The 17,041-nt window shown below is 38.3% G+C and carries 17 protein-coding genes; 14 read left to right on the top strand and 3 right to left on the bottom strand.

The genetic code is table 11. The annotated features are described in order from the left end of the window. The first annotated feature begins 68 nt into the window (after positions 1 to 68). From ACYQ2D_RS00510 to ACYQ2D_RS00535, 6 genes are all read left to right on the top strand, one after another. The gene (locus tag ACYQ2D_RS00510) at positions 69 to 1,325 is read left to right on the top strand and encodes a site-specific integrase (protein ID WP_459784328.1); all 1,257 of its coding nucleotides are present in this window, start codon (positions 69 to 71) and stop codon (positions 1,323 to 1,325) included. Between the two features lie 748 nt (positions 1,326 to 2,073). Beyond that, positions 2,074 to 2,475 (top strand): response regulator, encoded by a 402-nt coding sequence (locus ACYQ2D_RS00515; RefSeq protein WP_459784329.1) that lies wholly within the window; start codon positions 2,074 to 2,076, stop codon positions 2,473 to 2,475. A gap of 205 nt (positions 2,476 to 2,680) precedes the next feature. Then, the gene (locus ACYQ2D_RS00520; protein ID WP_117455983.1) at positions 2,681 to 4,525 is read left to right on the top strand and encodes an ABC transporter substrate-binding protein; all 1,845 of its coding nucleotides are present in this window, start codon (positions 2,681 to 2,683) and stop codon (positions 4,523 to 4,525) included. A 146-nt stretch (positions 4,526 to 4,671) separates the two neighbouring features. After that, positions 4,672 to 6,822, top strand: coding sequence for an ATP-binding protein (locus ACYQ2D_RS00525; protein WP_459784331.1), 2,151 nt, complete (start codon positions 4,672 to 4,674; stop codon positions 6,820 to 6,822). Positions 6,823 to 6,825: 3 nt separating this feature from the next. Then, positions 6,826 to 7,047, top strand: coding sequence for a hypothetical protein (locus ACYQ2D_RS00530; protein WP_147325935.1), 222 nt, complete (start codon positions 6,826 to 6,828; stop codon positions 7,045 to 7,047). A gap of 100 nt (positions 7,048 to 7,147) precedes the next feature. Next, positions 7,148 to 7,366 (top strand): aspartate dehydrogenase, encoded by a 219-nt coding sequence (locus ACYQ2D_RS00535; RefSeq protein ID WP_117455979.1) that lies wholly within the window; start codon positions 7,148 to 7,150, stop codon positions 7,364 to 7,366. A 201-nt stretch (positions 7,367 to 7,567) separates the two neighbouring features. On the opposite strand, the gene ACYQ2D_RS00540 is transcribed toward ACYQ2D_RS00535, so the two are convergent. Then, a complete protein-coding gene (locus ACYQ2D_RS00540; protein ID WP_459784332.1) occupies positions 7,568 to 8,017 on the bottom strand; it encodes an Rrf2 family transcriptional regulator in 450 nt (149 codons plus the stop codon). A gap of 211 nt (positions 8,018 to 8,228) precedes the next feature. On the opposite strand from ACYQ2D_RS00540, the gene ACYQ2D_RS00545 reads away from it, so the two are divergent. Beyond that, entirely contained in the window at positions 8,229 to 8,855 is a 627-nt protein-coding gene (locus ACYQ2D_RS00545) for a DUF3786 domain-containing protein (protein WP_187558442.1), read from the top strand. Here ACYQ2D_RS00545 and ACYQ2D_RS00550 read toward each other — a convergent pair. Further along, positions 8,777 to 9,424, bottom strand: coding sequence for a TetR/AcrR family transcriptional regulator (locus ACYQ2D_RS00550; protein ID WP_187558443.1), 648 nt, complete (start codon positions 9,422 to 9,424; stop codon positions 8,777 to 8,779). The genes ACYQ2D_RS00545 and ACYQ2D_RS00550 overlap by 79 nt on opposite strands. 173 nt (positions 9,425 to 9,597) lie before the next feature. On the opposite strand from ACYQ2D_RS00550, the gene ACYQ2D_RS00555 reads away from it, so the two are divergent. From ACYQ2D_RS00555 to ACYQ2D_RS00585, 7 genes are all read left to right on the top strand, one after another. Continuing rightward, positions 9,598 to 10,368: an ATP-binding protein gene (locus ACYQ2D_RS00555; RefSeq protein ID WP_117455971.1), complete on the top strand. Its 771-nt coding sequence runs from the start codon at positions 9,598 to 9,600 to the stop codon at positions 10,366 to 10,368. Between the two features lie 151 nt (positions 10,369 to 10,519). Beyond that, positions 10,520 to 11,452: an AAA family ATPase gene (locus ACYQ2D_RS00560; protein WP_459784334.1), complete on the top strand. Its 933-nt coding sequence runs from the start codon at positions 10,520 to 10,522 to the stop codon at positions 11,450 to 11,452. Between the two features lie 6 nt (positions 11,453 to 11,458). Next, a complete protein-coding gene (locus ACYQ2D_RS00565; protein ID WP_459784336.1) occupies positions 11,459 to 13,276 on the top strand; it encodes a cobaltochelatase CobT-related protein in 1,818 nt (605 codons plus the stop codon). Positions 13,277 to 13,292: 16 nt separating this feature from the next. Continuing rightward, complete coding sequence (locus tag ACYQ2D_RS00570; protein WP_459784337.1) at positions 13,293 to 13,487, top strand: hypothetical protein; 195 nt, start codon at positions 13,293 to 13,295, stop codon at positions 13,485 to 13,487. A gap of 22 nt (positions 13,488 to 13,509) precedes the next feature. Then, positions 13,510 to 13,587 (top strand): nucleotide-binding protein, encoded by a 78-nt coding sequence (locus ACYQ2D_RS00575; protein WP_459785285.1) that lies wholly within the window; start codon positions 13,510 to 13,512, stop codon positions 13,585 to 13,587. A gap of 27 nt (positions 13,588 to 13,614) precedes the next feature. Further along, positions 13,615 to 13,857 carry an ATP-binding protein gene (locus ACYQ2D_RS00580; protein ID WP_459784338.1) on the top strand — a complete coding sequence of 81 codons (243 nt, stop codon included), beginning with the start codon at positions 13,615 to 13,617 and terminating at the stop codon, positions 13,855 to 13,857. A gap of 242 nt (positions 13,858 to 14,099) precedes the next feature. Beyond that, entirely contained in the window at positions 14,100 to 15,158 is a 1,059-nt protein-coding gene (locus ACYQ2D_RS00585) for an FUSC family protein (protein ID WP_117455962.1), read from the top strand. 139 nt (positions 15,159 to 15,297) lie between these two features. Here ACYQ2D_RS00585 and ACYQ2D_RS00590 read toward each other — a convergent pair whose 3' ends face one another. Further along, positions 15,298 to 17,025 carry an ABC transporter ATP-binding protein gene (locus tag ACYQ2D_RS00590; protein ID WP_117455960.1) on the bottom strand — a complete coding sequence of 576 codons (1,728 nt, stop codon included), beginning with the start codon at positions 17,023 to 17,025 and terminating at the stop codon, positions 15,298 to 15,300. Positions 17,026 to 17,041 lie beyond the last annotated feature (16 nt).

Here is a 17,041-nt window from a genome sequence, read left to right on the forward strand (position 1 = left end):
TTAAGGATTACTGATGGTTTTAAACTTTTCGAAATCGTGAAAATACAGATTGGGAAAGGAATAAAATTATGGGTAAGGACTTAAAAGGGAAAGAATTAGGTCGAGGTCTATCACAAAGAGCAGATGGTCGATACATGGGAAGGGCACAAGTCGAAGGTCATCCTATTGTTATATATGACTGGAAGCTGAAAGAGGTAAAAGCAAAGTTAGCGATAGCCATTGATGAAATGAAGCGGAGTAATCTGCTTCCGGGAATGGATGGTAAATCTATCACACTCAGTGAATGGTTTGAAGAGTGGTACACCAAATATAAAGCCCCGATGTTAAAGGATGGTGGTTCTCCATCTTACAAACGTAAATTTTTAAATTATTACGGAACACGTCTGGGTTCAAAGCCATTAGCAGATATTAGACAATTACATGTTCAAACTGCCATTGCAGATATGTTGGAAGCAGGGAGATCATCAAAGTCAGTTAGAGAAGCAACGGGAATTTTGCAGAATTGTATTGAAGCTGCTATGGCAAATGGTTTGATGGCTATTAACCCTGTTGTGGGTGTGGTAATACCTAAATGTGAGAAAGTGGAACGAAGAGTCTTGACTGTTGAAGAACAGGAAATATTTCTGGATTATCTGGCCAGAACAAAAAGCTGGTATGAAGAAATGTACAAGTTCATGTTACTTACCGGTATGAGAATCGGTGAAGTGGGCGGGTTACAGTGGGAAGACATTGATTTTGCAAATAGATTTATTTATGTGAAAAGATCATTGTCATATCAGTATGAAAATGGAAAAAAGACTATGAAATTGACGTCGCCTAAAACAGAAAATTCTGTAAGAAAGATTCCCTTTTTTGGAGAGACAAGAGAAATTCTTGAACAGCAGTTTGAAAAAGTAAAAAGAAAACGTCAGGATATGGGAGAAAGATGGAGACAACCAGAAGAATTTGGAAATTTAGTATTTTTAACATCTATGGGATCTCCAATCGGACGATACAATATTGAAAGTGATATGCGTTATGTGACACGTCAGATTAATGATATGTTTCGTATAGAAGCCTTATATTCCGGAGGTATACCTAAAAAATTTGAAAGGGTACATCCCCATGCATTACGTCATACTTTTGCTACAAGGTGTTTTGAAAAAGGAATGACACCTAGAACTGTTCAGGAAATCATGGGACATGCAAATTATAATACTACCGTATCTTATACGCATGTTTTGGACGATATAAAATCCAAGGAAGCAGAGAAAGTGGGAGAGTTTTTGCAGAATAAGAACAATGATGCTAAAATTGAGTACAGTGGGTTACTTGGAATTATGTAGCTGAATAAATGTACTCAGAAAAATTGAGTAATTTATTAAGAAAATAAAGAAGTGGCGGTTTACAAAAAGGCGTTGAAATGCTGTGTTTTAGCGGGAAAACTCGCTAGACAAGAACGACAACTAAACCAACACTTCGCAAAGCAGATGGGAAACTAAGTACATCAGCGAACTTTTTTGAAAAAAGACTGAAAACCCTATAAAATCAGGTGTTGTGAACTCTGTACTGTAGTTTTTGAAAAAAGCGTAAGTATCATAACTTATCATATTTTACCGTAAAGTATTATGTGATTTTGTGTCAAATTTGCGTATAAACTTGCGTAAAAGAAAGCGTAAGCTGCTTCAGCGAAGTTTACGCAAAAAATGTGAAAATCGCAGTATCAGCTACACATATACATTACCAATAAAAAAAGAAACTGTCTGCTAATTGCTTAGTGAGACAGTTTCTTTTTGGTATACAGAGCATTAGTGAAGCAAAAAATATTTTTTTACATTCCATTTTGTTCCTATTAAATAATACATCTCTGTATACTTTTATCTATTATAGAGCAGAAAACCCCATCCGACGAGTCGACACCACTGAAAAAGTCCTTATTTTACACAAAACGGTACAAGGTAAAGCATACTTATATGTTTTACACTACTATATATTGTATGTAAAAACAGTTTTTCAGTGCCCTCGACGAGTCGGATGGGGTTTTCTGCTCATTTTTTCTTGTGATGAACGTATTTCTGTGGCGCAAGAAATTATTTGGAGAAGCTGTCAGAATCAGACTACACGGGAAAAAGGATTCTGCTGGTTGAGGATAATGAGTTGAACAGAGAAATTGCTAGTGAAATTTTGCAGATGACAGGTGCAAAAGTGGAAACGGCAGAAAATAGGAAAATTGCAGTTGAGAAAGTGGAAGCTTCTCCGAAAGGTTCGTATGATCTTATTTTTATGGATATCCAAATGCCTGTTATGAATGGTTATGAGGCAACAGCGGCAATCAGGAGCCTTCCGGGTGAAAAGGGAAAACTGCCTATTGTTGCCATGACTGCCAATGCTTTTGCAGAAGACGTACAGCTTGCCAAAAATACAGGCATGAATGGACATATCGCGAAACCGCTGGATATGAATAAGTTGAATGATGTTCTGGAAAACTGGCTGTAATTGCCTTCCAGATGCATGGGAAAAGCTTCTGAAAAAGTAGAGAGAGGTATAATAGCATTAATATTTTTGCATGAGCAAGTAGCGAAGCGGATTGCAAACATCCGCTTTACAAGTTATAATAGAATAATCGGCAAATAAGATGAAAGTCTGAGATGGGATTATTGAATTATGGTTTTTATCAGGAAAGAATGAGGAAAATAAGAGTATGAAAAAGGCAAAACATTATCTGATAGCTTTATTGTCAGGGGTGCTTGTAGTAGCTACTGTTTTGTCTGGCTGTGGACAATCTAAAAAAGCAGTATCTAAAAATGACGATCACCTTACCGTGTATCTGTGGGAAAATCGTTTAATGAAAAATATTGTACCCTATATCCATGAGAAGTTTCCAGATCAGGATATTGAGTTTATTACCGGTAACAATGATACCGATTTATATAGCTATTTTGAGGAACATGGTGAACTGCCGGATATCATAACCGTACGTCGATTTTCTGGAAAAGATGCACAGGATCTGGAGCCATATCTAATGGATTTTGCTTCTTATGATGTGGTTTCCAGGTATTACTCCTATGCATTGCAATATTATAAAAATTCAAAAAATGAGATTCAGTGGCTTCCTATCTGCGGTATACCGCAGACGATTATTGCCAACAAGACATTGTTTGAACAGTATGGAATCAAGATACCGAAAAACTATAAGGAATATGCACAGGCATGCCAGCAATTTTATGATAATGGTATAAAACCGTATTCCCTGGATCTTGCAGAAGACTGGTCCACTCATGAGGTGATTCAGACAGGTGCAATCGGTGAATTCATGAGTCTGGATGGAATCGAATGGAGAAGTTCAGCTGAAAGTGCATCAGGGGATATCGCGTTTGATGATGCGTTATGGAAACGTATTTTTTCAGAAACCAATACATTTTTGAAAGACTCACATTTTACAAGTGATGATATCAGCGTCGATATTAATACTGCAGCGCAGATGTTCCTTGAGGGAAAAGCAGCAATGTTTCATGGTTATCCGGCACTTATGCAGGAATATCAGGAACAGATGGATGCAGAATTAACTCGTATACCGTTTTTTTCACAGATTTCGGATGAAGCTTTTATAAATATGACCCCTTCTCTGAATATTGCATTCAACAAAGACCTGGAAAAAGATCAGGAAAAACTGGATCTGGCATTCGATGTCCTGGAGTGTATGATTTCAAAAGAAGGACAAACGCTGATCGCAGATGGAAAGGGTGTAATTTCATTAAATGTAGATGTTCCAAACATGATGGAAGATGTACCTGGCCTTGAAGATGAAATTAATAATAATTCTGTTTATATCCGATATTCTGCTCAAAAATCATTTGATGCCAGCCTTAAGGCTGTTCACGGATTATTGTCAGGGGAAATGGATGAAACACAGGCTTATGATACTTTTCGCAGCACAATGAACAGCAAGGATTCAAAAGAAGAAACCACAGTTAATTTTGAAAACGAATATGCCATTTCGCTAAATGATAAAAACGGTCGCGATGCGGCATCTTCTATTTTAACTACGATCAGAGAAGAAAATGATGCGCAGCTGGCTCTGGTGCCATATTATTATTTTACTTCTTCCATTTACAAAGGAGAGTGCACCGGCAGCCGAGTTGCTTTGATGACGGCAAAGAGTTCAGATACATTTTTATACCTGGCAAAAATCAATGGCAAAGAAATTTATGAACTTGCGGAGAAATATCTTGCTGAGTCCGATGAGAAATTTCACATAACCAATAAATACGAATTGCCAATTGCATCCGGTATGAAAATAATCGTCAGGCAGGAGGAAAACGGATTCTCATTAAAGGACATAGAAGTAAATAAGAAAAAAATAGACAAAGACAAGGAGTACTCTATTCTTCTTACAGAAACCACAATGTCTGTTTTGAAAAAAATAAATCCGGAATGTGAGATCAGGCAGCTTGGGAACACAACATTATCAAGTGCATGGACCGTAGCAATGGCAAACGGACAGCAGCCGTCAGTACCGGAAGATTATATAGAGGTTGAAAAATAAAAGTGGGAATAGAACAAGTAATAACAAAAAGAAAAAAGATTATAATGCCATTGTTCTTTTTAATTCTTATCTTTTTAAGCTTAATTTTTGTAAAGTTCCTTTTGAACAGGATGAACAGCTATATCACGGAAAACGGGAAAAGCAGTATGGGAGCTGTTGTTGAACAGATACAGCAGACCTATGATCTGCAGGTGAATGGATACTACAGCCAGCTGCATTTGCTTGAGGATTCTCTTATTCAAGAGGAAGTGAGATCTATTGAACTGGATAGAAACAAGAAGTTCTTTGAGGCATGGCAGAAAGAATCTGAAAGTACACTTCTATTTCTCCAGGAAAATGGAAAGGCAATAACCACTGATGGAACAAAACTTCGGGTTGACATGCCAAGTAAATGTTTGTTGGATTTGAGGAACGGATATAATATTGGAAAATTGGTTTCTCTTGATTATAACCAGAAGAAAAAAGATGGTTATCTGGTTGCAATTCCATGTCAGGAATATACGATTAATGGGGAAACTTATACGGCAATTGGAACCTTGTATGATCATTCAAAATTAGATTCCATGTTAAGTGTGAAAAGCTATAACGGGAATGCGTATCTGTTTATGCTGGATAACGACGGAAATATTACTTATACAAATCAGATAGAAGATAAATTTTTTAGGAACTATTTTTTGTTAAAGCATTTAAAAGGAGATCAGGCTATCACTGAGGAAGAGGCTGATTCTCTTCAAAAAAAGCTGGATGGCAGAGAACAGGGGGTAGAACTTCTGGGAAGTGACAAACCTTACTATCTGGGATACTGTCCGATAGAAAATAATAACACCATGCTGATCTGTATTGTAGAAAAGAGTGTTGTAGATAATGTACTGAAAGATTATCAGAAAACAATAGTGTTTGAAACAATACTCATGGCAGGTTTTATACTTTTGCTTTTTGCCGGATTATTCTACAGTATTTCTAGACGCAGTCTTGCTGAGCAAAAAGCTGAATATGAAAAAAGAAATAATGAGATTCAGACGCAGGCAATGAAGGAAATGGAGGAGTCCAATAAAAAACTGAAAAAAGCAAAGGACATTACAACGGAAGCCTTGCAGACCGCTGAAAATGCAAATAAGGCGAAAACAGATTTCCTGTCCAATATGTCACATGATATTCGTACACCAATGAATGCAATTATTGGTATGACATCATTAATCAGATATGATGCAGGGAATAAAGATAAAGTAATAGAGTATGCAGATAAAATAGATATTTCATCACAGCATCTGTTAGGGATTATTAATGATGTTCTGGATATGAGTAAGATTGAAGCAGGAAAAACAGTTTTTAAATACAATGATTTTTCCATTCTGAATTTTATACAGGAAATCAATACTTTATTTCAGTCACAGATAGATGAAAAAAAACAGACTCTTACGATCATAAAAGAAAACATCCGGCACGAATGGGTGAACGGAGATCAGGTTCATCTGATGCAGATTTTCAGCAACTTGCTTTCTAATGCAGTGAAGTACACGCAGGAAGGTGGAAAAATTCAGTTTCTGGTAGAAGAATGTGAGACAAAGTCATCTGTCTATGCAAAGTACCGTTTCTTAGTCAGCGATAATGGTATGGGAATGTCTGCAGATTTCAAAGAGACGATTTTTGATCCGTTTACCCGCGCTGAAAGTTCTATGACTAATAAGATACAGGGAACCGGTCTCGGAATGGCTATTACCAGAAATCTGGTTAAAGCAATGGGAGGCACCATTGATTTGGAGAGTGAACTGGGACAAGGAAGCTGTTTTGAGGTTCTCATAGATATGAGAATTGCAGAGGAGAGAACAATTGCTTTGGCAGCACAAGAAGAAATAGATGAACAGGATGATAATATCCTTCAGGGAATGAGATTCCTGTGTGCGGAGGATAATGAGCTGAATGCAGAGATTTTGATGGAACTGTTAAAAATTGAGGGTGCAGAGTGCATCATCTGTGAAAATGGTGAAAGAGTTCTGGAGACATTTGAACAGTCTGCCCCGGGGGATTATGACATGATCCTGATGGATGTGCAGATGCCTGTCATGAACGGTTATGAGGCAACAAAAGCAATCCGCAGAAGTTCTCATGAACTGGCAATGACAATTCCGATCATTGCTATGACCGCCAATGCGTTTTCTGAGGATATTCAGCATTCTCTGGCAGCCGGTATGAATGCCCATGTTTCAAAACCGGTTGAGATGAAGGTATTGGAAAAGACGATCAGAAGCATAAAATCCGGCGGGGGGGGTACCGAAATGCAGGTCATTGAACAGTGATAAATGGAAAGTAAAAAGTGGAGATTGCTCCCAAAGGCTTGTATGATCTTATGGAATTCAGGCAGTATTGCTGCAGAGTGTAGAAGTCGGATTGATGAAGGCTTAATGCTGGATATTCTTGATGAGTTTGATCATGTTCTTGGCAGAAATGGAAATGTCGATTCAGATGAGAAGAATGGAACACAGGCAAATCAAATATGTGAAACAACGCTCATAAGAATATAGATGAAAGAACCGGGAAAGCGTACAGAAGAAGATGGTGTATGCTTTGCACAGTCCTTTGAAAAACTTATACTGATGGCAAAGTCAAAAGAAGGTGCTTAGAGTGGGTCTATTTAAGAAAAAGGCAGTTACAAAGACATATGATAAAGAAAATAAGAAACCAGTAATCAAAGCGAGCATATGTAATGGCGAGCAGGTAGTTGGGTTTAAAGACATTCATACAGGTAAGATAGAAGAGGTTATACTGATTAAGAACCAGGCAGACCTTGATGCGTTCAAGAAAATGTATGGAATAGATAGCGAGATAGAAAAGGAATATTAAACAATGTATTTGAATACTGGACAGAGGATGATATTGCGTCATCGTTTCGGAAGATGCTGACAATAGAGCAATTTCGCAGTGAAGAGATGCAGAAGTTATATCAGCAGTATCTCGTGGCTGGACCTGTTTCCTGAATCCGATCATGAAAAATAAAATGGTGGTATTTCGTATCTGCTAAAGGTACATAAGAATATTCTCTTGTCATATAATGTTTTGTAAATCATTGTGCATGGATGTTCGCTGATAATAGGTATTTATGATATCCTGTAAAGTAATCGTATTCATTTTTTCTTCAGCAGTTTTTTGGATTTCATTATAGAATCCCTGCAAAGACAACTGAATATTAATGCCAACGCCGCAATCAGGGTTGGTATGAGTATCTAAATGAAGCAGCGGCTTCTCACCTTCAACTGCTTTATAAATATCCAGCAATGTAATCTGGTCTGCTGGTTTTGAAAGAGAAGGACGAGCATGTCCGGCTACACTGGTCATAAGTCCGGCTTTTTTTAGTTTTAACATAAGCTGGCGTACAAAGCCGGGATTTGTATGGACACTTTCTGCAATTGAGGCACTGGAGAGAGATTTTTTCTGGTTGATAGCAATCAGAACCATCACATGAACAGTATCGCTTAATTTCGTTGAATATTTCATGATAAGAAACTCCTTTTTTTATTTGGATTATTGTAAATAATATAATTACAACTATAATGAAATTTAAAGGAAAAGTCAACACAGGAATGAAACTTATGGAGGATTGTATAATATATTGATTGTAGACAAGTTAAAAGGAAATTTATCTGCTCTATAGTAGATAAACATTGATTATTATATGATGCGATAAAATATTTACAAAGGAGAATTTATGGAATACAAAAATCAAACAGAAAATCGTGCATTTCAGGAAATGTTTCAGGCAGCAGTAAAACGGTTACAAAATCGTTCCGGAGAGGAGATTGCTGCAAAAAGCGGGGCTGTTTTTCATAGCAGCCGAAATACAATTGAGATACTGAGTTTTTATGAAACGATTGAAATTCAACTTCCTGGATTCCATATTAACTCAGACATGGATGAATGGCATTATCTGATATTGCTGCATTATCTGGATATGGCCGATGGCACAGAAGGCTCACAGAAGCTCATTACTTTTGGTAACCTGAAAGATGGATTGATTCGGGGAACCAGGTTTGACCGGACTGCAGAGCAGAAACTGGAAAAGCTTTTGCAGGATAAAGATCCTGAGAAAATTCAGAAAGCATGTACAAGTCTGGGTGCAGAATTTATAGAGACAAAGGCGGATCTATGTGCTGTTTTTCCGGTTTTTCCAAGATATTCAGTAACTTTAAAGGTATGGTTTGCAGATGAAGAATTTCCTGCATCTGGCAAAATATTTCTTCAGGATCATGCGGATCATTATCTGAGTGTAGAAGATGCAGTAACAGTTGGGGAAGTTTTGCTGCAAAAATTATCGGAAGCATTTTCTTGCCTCTGATCATGAATCAGAAAACTTTCCAGTCCGGCTTTGATAAATTTGTCAATTGTTGTCTGAATCTGTTGCCAGTCATTACAGTGATTGCGGAGCATCAGTCTGTTGATAGAAAGGCAGCCATTCATTTGAAAATAAAAAACCGATTCTGCCTGCTCAAAGGTCAGGAGGCTGTGTGACATAAGCCAGGTCACATAGCCTTCTTTTGTATTTTCTGCTATTTTTTCCAGAAGAATGGGAGCAATCGTATCATCCAGAAACAGAGATCTGTATTTTGTTTCTGTTTGAATCTTTTGGCAGAAGGGATAGGAACAGCTTTTTTGGTTTGGGCAAAATAAATGTTCTACAGTTGTTTTCATATCCTGTGCGATATCATTTAAAATATCTTCCAACACGTCATGGATATCGTAATAATGCAGATAAAAAGTACCTCTGTTTATTTCAGAAATTTTACAGATTTCAGTGACCGTGATTTTTGTGAAATTTTTCTGCTTTAATAATTCTAAAAAAGTTTCTTTTATAGCTTGTTTGGTATATCTGGTACGGCGATCCTGCTTTTTTGTTTTTTCCGACATAATGACCTCCATTGAATGTATGCTTTACAATGTATCATTTCTCAACAGTTTTTGGGATATGTTGAGGAACAGAACAGATTTCATAGATTGGTTATTGTAATTTATATAGTAACAACTATAATGGGGTTTAAAGAAAAAGTCAACAGATTGTTTAGAATTTTAGGAGGAAAAATATGGGACATGTAATTGCAGTATCAGGAAAAGGCGGCGTAGGAAAAACTACCCTTTGTGGATTATTGATCCAGTATTTGTGCGAAAGTGGGAAACGTCCGGTTCTGGCCGTAGATGCAGATGCGAATGCCAATCTAAATGAAGTACTTGGTGTGGAGCCGGAAATCACACTTGGAGAATTGAGAGAAGAAATTGAGCGGGCAGGTGTCGACCCACGATATCAGATCCCGTCCGGTATGACAAAACAGGCATATCTGGAAATGCGTCTTTCCGATGCAATTGCAGAAGAAGATGATTATGATTTGATGGTAATGGGGAGAACCCAGGGACAGGGCTGTTATTGTTTTGTAAATGGTCTTGTACAGACCCAGGTTCAGAAACTGCAAAGCCATTATCCATATATTGTGGTTGATAACGAAGCAGGTATGGAACACATCAGCAGAGGCATCCTGCCAATGATGGAAGTTGCGATTCTTGTGAGTGACTGTTCCAGAAGAGGTGTTCAGGCAGCCGGACGTATTGCAAAGCTGATGAAGGAATTGAATTTTAAACCACAGAAAACAGGATTGATCGTGAATCGTGTTCCAGATGGAAAACTGGATGCCGGAACTCTGGAAGAAATCCGAAATCAGGGACTGGAACTGTTAGGGGTTGTACCACATGATGACCAGGTATATCAGTATGACTGTGATGGAAAGCCGATCATACGGCTTCCGAAAGATTCTCCTGTAAGAAGTGCACTGGGAGAAATTGTAAAGAAGCTAGGACTGTGAGTTGGAGGATTGAAGGTATGAAGATTACAGTATGTGGCAAAGGTGGCTGTGGAAAAAGTACAGAATTAGCGCTGCTTACTGGATACAATTTTGAGTAAACAGAAATATTATCTGATTTGGTATAACCAATTGCAAAGAAAGGAAAATCTTCATGAGAAATCATTGGACAGAAATAGAAAAATATTTAGGAGACCAGAAGATAGCGCAGGAATTGATTGGAGAGCTGAGAGATTTTCACATGCGTTATGAGGTAGAGGAGCAGGTAAAGGAACGGGTAGAAAAACCGGATATCCTATTTTATGGGAAAAAGATTCTGGAAATGTCAATAGCAGCGCTTCTTCAGGGAGATAACCTGTTACTTTCCGGTGCGAAAGCTACAGGGAAAAATGTACTATGTGAGACACTGGCATGGATATTCGGAAGACCGGAATACGACATTTCTTTTCATGTAAATACAGACAGTGCCGATCTGATTGGAACGGATACCTTTATAAATAATGAGGTTTGCCTTCGGAAAGGCCCCATCTACCAATGCGCAGAATTTGGAGGATTTGGAATCCTGGACGAAATCAATATGGCAAAAAATGATGCGGTTTCTGTACTGCATGCCACACTGGATCATCGGCGCAGAATCGATATTCCAGGATATAACAGGATTTTACTTCATCCGGCAACACGATTTATCGGAACGATGAATTATGGTTACGCAGGTACCAGAGATCTAAATGAAGCATTGGTTTCAAGGTTTATGGTAATTGATATGCCTGAAATGGATGAGGATAGTGTCCTTTTTGTATTAAGACAACATTTTCCAGATGGGGAAAAAAGTGCACTGAAAGCTTTTGCAGGACTGTTTCTGGATTTGCAGATCAAAGCTTATCATGGAGAAATCTCAACAAAATCTCTTGACCTGAGAGGATTGGTTTCTGCTGTAAAAGCAACAAGAAGCGGACTTTCTCCAATTGATGCAATCCAGATGGGGATCATAAATAAAAATTTTGATGTATTTGAAAAAGAGATCGTAGAAGATGTGGTTTCTACCAGAATCCCATCTTCCTGGACCGGAAAAGACATATGGGGGTAAACTTGTATGGAGGATGTCAGATGGCCGGCGGAACAACTGGAAGAACATCGTCTGGAGATCAGCAATCGTATCAGAAATCTTTTTTGGACAGTCAGTGGTGATTATGATATGGAATTTGAACCGGACACAGAAAAATATGTTTATTCAAAACAAACAGTTCTATATGAGGCAGTGAAGCAGGGTGCCTTTGCACGATATTTTGATCAGAAGAAACTTGGAATGTATTTGATGAAAAAATTACATTTTTCTGCTGGAGAAGATATGCTTTTGCCTCTTGCTGGATTATGCATGGATGCTGCAGTGAATCGTTTTATCATTCGAGAACGTCTGGGAACAAAGAAAATCAGAGAACAGGCGTTCAGAGAATTGGAAAAGACTGAGGAAGAGCAGGTATCAGACAAAACTGGAACAGACCTGATTCACAGGATTAGGCTTCTGTATATAAGGCATGTTCTGGAGAACACAGACGATGAGGGAATGGATCCACAGGCAGAGATTGCATTGTACAAGATTCTTTCTCTGAAGGATGCGGAAAATACGGAAGATGTCATAAATGTGATAGATGAGATTTATAATCATGTTCTGGATCCCTCTTTTGAAAAAAGGAATGGAAATCTGGAGAAGATTCTGAATTTACCGGATATGGCATTGGCCAATGATGCGTGGCAGGAATGCATGACGGATGAACAGATGGAAGACATCATTCAAAAATATCTTTCTAATCTCAAAAAAAAGATGATGAGTCTGGATATCAGAAACAAAAAGGAAAAAAGATTTTATTTCTCTCCGGAAAATGAAGAAGTTCCGGAAAGCTCGGAGAATATAAATCCACAGGCAGTGCGACGGATACGGGAATATGTGGAACTGAATTACGGAAAATCGTATCTAAGTGAATCGGAGCAGGCCAGAGTCAACTGGAAATTTTGTACAGGAATCCACAAAAACTGTATCCTGTATCTTACAGATGGAATTTTACAGAACCCTGTGATAAAAAATAATCAATACCGTTTTTCTCAGTTGCAGTTTGAAAAAAATAAAGCCTATTATGGAAATAATCACTGGATTATCAAAAGAAATATTTCTGTGTTAGCAGAGTCACTGAAACGGGCGTTTATAATCCGAAAGGATGATTTTGTCAGCAGATCTGATGCAGGGCAGCTTGTTCCTGAGAGGTTATGGAAAATTGGAAGAACAGACGATGACAAGTTATTTAATAGAAAAAAGAGATCAGAAGATTCTGAGTTTGCAATAGACGTCCTGATTGATTCCAGTGGTTCTCAAGCTGGCAGACAGGCTCAGGTAGCGGCGCAGGGATATATTATCAGTGAAGCATTAAGCCAGGCAGGAATTCCTCATCGGGTGACAGGATACTGTGCTTTCTGGGGATATACAGTACTTCAGAGATTTCGGGATTATGAAGATCCAAGGGAAACAAATGAAAGAATCTTTCAATTTCGGGCCTATGCTAATAACAGAGATGGGCTTGCACTGAAAACAGTCTGTTCCTCTCTTATGGAGCGACCGGAAAAAAATAAGATTTTAATCGTATTAAGTGATGGAAAACCTTGCGATATGAGCATACAACGACCAGGAACCCGCCAGCCCAAGATCTATGACGGAGAAGGAGCTGTGAAAGATACTGCATATGAGGTGCGTCGGGCCAGAAATCAGGGAATTTTCGTAATTGGTATTTTTGTAGGAAATGAAGAAGAACTCTCCGTGGAAAAGAGAATCTATGGAAAAGACTTTGCCTATATTCGTAATATCAGCAATTTTTCCCGTATGGTAGGAACTTTTTTGCGAAGACAAATTGATATGGAATGAAAATGGAGGAATCACTATGGGTAAAATTGAATTTGCCAATTGTCAGGATGTAAGAAATCAGAAAAAGATACAGGAATTAGATTGTCCACGCTGTCATGAACCGGGAGGCATTGAAACCTTTGTGAAAGACGGGATACTTGCAGAGGACGGAGTATGTGATAACTGCGGATATATTCTTTCAGAAGGAACAGAACTGGAGGAAGTGGAGTAAGAAGCATTTAAGGAGGTAACAGATGAAAATTGCTGTAACTGGAAAAGGCGGAGTAGGGAAAACTACGATATCTGCAGTATTAGCACGTCTGTATGCATAAGAAGGGAAAAAAGTATTTGCTGTAGATGTGGATCCAGATGCAAATCTTGGACTTGCACTGGGTTTTTCAGAGGAAGAGCTGGAGAGTATTACGCCTATCAGTAAAATGAGAAGGTTGATTGAGGAGAGAACAGGTGCAGATAAAAGTAATACTTTTTATAAAATCAATCCAAAAGTGGATGATATTCCTGAAATTTACGGAAAAGAAAATGATGGTGTTCGATTTCTGTTTTTGGCGTTGAAAGCAGGTTTATACATGAAAGGAAAATAGAGAGGTAAGATACAAGAAATCAGTAAATATTTTATCGATTGATCCGGGACTTCATAGTCTGATGACCTGTTATGATTCCGAGAGAAATGCGGTATCCCGTCAGATTTCAGATACTCTGGTAACTTAGTTGCCGAGTAGTTCACAGTGGTGAAAAGAGCATGATTTGGGTTTAATTTGTTCTTGACAACAGGTCGTATTTGCGGTATAGTTCTCTACACTTTGAGAAAAAAGGAGCGAAAATTATGACATTTTATCAAGAGCTTCAGTTAAGTTCAACAGGCTCAAAACAATTAATCAAAAACACGAAAGATCCAAAAGAGAGACGCAGGCATATTCTGATTTATAATTTTAAAGTTTATTTGGTTATGGCATTTTGTGTTGCAGTGGTATCTTTGTACAGTAAACTAATTGGGAGTGAAAACAGTGTCGTAGGTGTTACGGTATTGTTGGCGGTTCTTGTTCTTCGACAAGCAGATTTTGGGATTAAAACGACGCATGGGCTGTTTTCAATCGCAGGAATTTTTGGGCTTTTGATGGTAGCACCAAGGATTGCCAATATGTTGTCTCCATTGCCGGCTTTTTTAGTAAATGTAATTGCAATTCTTCTTCTGATGATTTTAGGTTGCCACAATGTAATTATGTACAATCATTCTACTTTTGTATTAGGATATCTGCTGTTGCTTGGATATGATGTGACAGGAGCAGAATACATAAAAAGAGTAGAGGGACTTGCAGTGGGAATGATTCTTTGTATGGTTATCTTTTATAAAAACCAGAAGAATCGTCCGTATCGAAGAACGTTTCTGGATCTTTTTCGAGAATTTGACTTACAGTCAGCAAGAGGCAGATGGTATCTGAAGCTGACTTTGATTGTTTCTACTGCAATGCTGGGTATGAATCTTTTAGGATTGCCAAGAGCAATGTGGGCAGGGATTGCCTGCATGTCTGTATGCCTTCCTTTTACAGAAGACTGTGTTGCCAGATCAGGAAAAAGATGGCAGTTTAATATCGTTGGGTGCGTATTTTTTATTGTGCTGTATCTGATTCTTCCAGAATCTATGTATCCCTATATTGGCATGATTGGCGGAATCGGAGTAGGATATTCGGCAGGATATGCATGGCAGACCGTATTTAATACATTTGGAGCATTGTCAATTGCATCAGGTTTATTTGGTATGCCAATGGCAGTAGCACTTCGTATTGGAGCAAATGTATTTGGCGCACTTTATACAGTGCTTTGTAATAAAGTGATTGACAAGTTGACCGTAGCTTTTTCAGAAAAAAGAAATGCGGTAGTTTAACCAAATCAAGTAAGTCCCCTGCTTCAATTGCGAATATCCGCTTGACTATTATAGAGAGAAAAAATAAAATCCGAGAGCTAAAGTGATAGAATGGCTCTCGGATTTTTTGAATATAGCCGGAAATCTGATATAATTTTGATTAGTTAGAAAGATTGTAATAACCAGCATAAATTCCGTTATTCTTAAGCAGACTTTCATGTGTTCCACGTTCTGCAATTCCATTTTCTGTGAGAACAATAATTTCGTCTGCATTTTTGATAGTAGACAAGCGGTGGGCAATAGTAATGGTCGTGCGATCTTTCGAGAGTTCTTCGAGACTGCGCTGAATCCAGCGTTCACTTTCATTATCCAAAGCACTCGTAGCCTCATCAAGAATCAGAATTGGAGGATTCTTTAAGAATACACGTGCAATAGAGATGCGCTGTTTCTGACCACCGGAAAGCCTTGCACCACGTTCGCCGACAAAGGTATCATACTGTTCTGGCAGTTCCATGATAAATTCATGAATATTGGCGCATTTTGCAGCCGTAATGATTTCTTCTTCTGATGCATCTGGTTTTCCATAAGCAATATTTTCACGAATGGTTCCGGAGAACAGATAAACATCCTGCTGAACAACACCAATCTGACTTCGCAGACTCTTTAAGGTAAGAGAGCGGACATCTTGTCCATCAACTGTGATTTGACCACCTGTTACATCATAAAAACGGGGAAGCAGAGAACAGATAGTTGTTTTTCCTGCGCCAGAGGGACCGACTAGTGCGACAGATTTTCCGGCAGGGATATCAATAGACACATGAGAAAGTACGGTTGCTTCATCATCGTTATAGTGGAACGTCACATCTTTATAGCAGACATGTCCCTTTACATTTGTAAGTTCTACTGCGTCTGGTTTATCCTGAATTTCCGGAACAGTTTCCATGACGTCAAGAAAACGGCGGAAACCAGAGAATCCTTTTTGCATCATTTCCATCAATTCTACCAAGATCTGGATTGGACTGATGAAAATTCCGATATACAGGGCATACATGGCAAGGTCAGCAGGAGACATTTCATGATTGGCAATCAGATAACCTCCATAGATTAAGGTGATAAGGTACATCATGCCCTGGAAGAACAGATTGGAACTCATAAATTCCCCCATGCACTTGTAGTTATTGTCTTTGGAAACAAGAAAGGCGTGATTGCTTTTTCTGAATTTTTCTTTTTCAATCTCTTCATTTGTGAAAGACTGTACCACTCGGATTCCGGATAAAGTATCCTGCAGGCTTGCATTCACATCACCGATTTTTCTTCTGTTTTCCATAAAGGTTTGCTGCATTTTATGATTCTGATGAAAAGAGAAGAGAAACATCACAATTACAAGCAGAATCAAAGGCAGAGCAAGTTTTTTATTAATAAAAAAGAGAAAAATAAAAGCTCCGATAATTTTGACTAGTGAAATAAAAAGATTTTCAGGTCCATGGTGTGCAAATTCAGAGATGTCGAACAGGTCACTGACCAGTTTACTCATCATCTGACCGGAATTATTTTGACTGTAATAAGAAAAAGATAATTCTTCGTAATGGTCAAAGAGTTGTTGACGCATATCCCGTTCCATGTTAGCTCCCATCATGTGTCCCTGATAGCTGACATAATATTTGCAAAAACTTTGAATTATGTACATTAAAAGTAATCCGATGCCAAGCCATGGAAGGGCATGAAGAATGATGCTTTTATCCTGCGTGAAGAGTGTTTTTGTTGCAGTCCGAAGAATCTGTGGATAAGAGAGATCCACAAGACTAATGATAGTTGCACAGAGAAGGTCAATAAAAAAGACTGTTTTATACGGACCATAGTAGTGAATGAATTTCTTTAGTGTATTCATGGTAAGTTCCTTTCAT

The sequence above is a fragment of the Blautia stercoris genome, from assembly GCF_054657695.1.

What these genes read in the sequence shown, in the direction of transcription:
- ACYQ2D_RS00510 (WP_459784328.1), top strand. Translation starts at nt 69, where the DNA reads ATGGGTAAGGACTTAAAAGGGAAAGAATTAGGTCGAGGTCTATCACAA.
- ACYQ2D_RS00520 (WP_117455983.1), top strand. Translation starts at nt 2,681, where the DNA reads ATGAAAAAGGCAAAACATTATCTGATAGCTTTATTGTCAGGGGTGCTT.
- ACYQ2D_RS00525 (WP_459784331.1), top strand. Translation starts at nt 4,672, where the DNA reads ATGGGAGCTGTTGTTGAACAGATACAGCAGACCTATGATCTGCAGGTG.
- ACYQ2D_RS00530 (WP_147325935.1), top strand. Translation starts at nt 6,826, where the DNA reads ATGGAAAGTAAAAAGTGGAGATTGCTCCCAAAGGCTTGTATGATCTTA.
- ACYQ2D_RS00540 (WP_459784332.1), bottom strand. Translation starts at nt 8,017, where the DNA reads ATGAAATATTCAACGAAATTAAGCGATACTGTTCATGTGATGGTTCTG.
- ACYQ2D_RS00545 (WP_187558442.1), top strand. Translation starts at nt 8,229, where the DNA reads ATGGAATACAAAAATCAAACAGAAAATCGTGCATTTCAGGAAATGTTT.
- ACYQ2D_RS00550 (WP_187558443.1), bottom strand. Translation starts at nt 9,424, where the DNA reads ATGTCGGAAAAAACAAAAAAGCAGGATCGCCGTACCAGATATACCAAA.
- ACYQ2D_RS00555 (WP_117455971.1), top strand. Translation starts at nt 9,598, where the DNA reads ATGGGACATGTAATTGCAGTATCAGGAAAAGGCGGCGTAGGAAAAACT.
- ACYQ2D_RS00560 (WP_459784334.1), top strand. Translation starts at nt 10,520, where the DNA reads ATGAGAAATCATTGGACAGAAATAGAAAAATATTTAGGAGACCAGAAG.
- ACYQ2D_RS00565 (WP_459784336.1), top strand. Translation starts at nt 11,459, where the DNA reads ATGGAGGATGTCAGATGGCCGGCGGAACAACTGGAAGAACATCGTCTG.
- ACYQ2D_RS00570 (WP_459784337.1), top strand. Translation starts at nt 13,293, where the DNA reads ATGGGTAAAATTGAATTTGCCAATTGTCAGGATGTAAGAAATCAGAAA.
- ACYQ2D_RS00575 (WP_459785285.1), top strand. Translation starts at nt 13,510, where the DNA reads ATGAAAATTGCTGTAACTGGAAAAGGCGGAGTAGGGAAAACTACGATA.
- ACYQ2D_RS00585 (WP_117455962.1), top strand. Translation starts at nt 14,100, where the DNA reads ATGACATTTTATCAAGAGCTTCAGTTAAGTTCAACAGGCTCAAAACAA.
- ACYQ2D_RS00590 (WP_117455960.1), bottom strand. Translation starts at nt 17,025, where the DNA reads ATGAATACACTAAAGAAATTCATTCACTACTATGGTCCGTATAAAACA.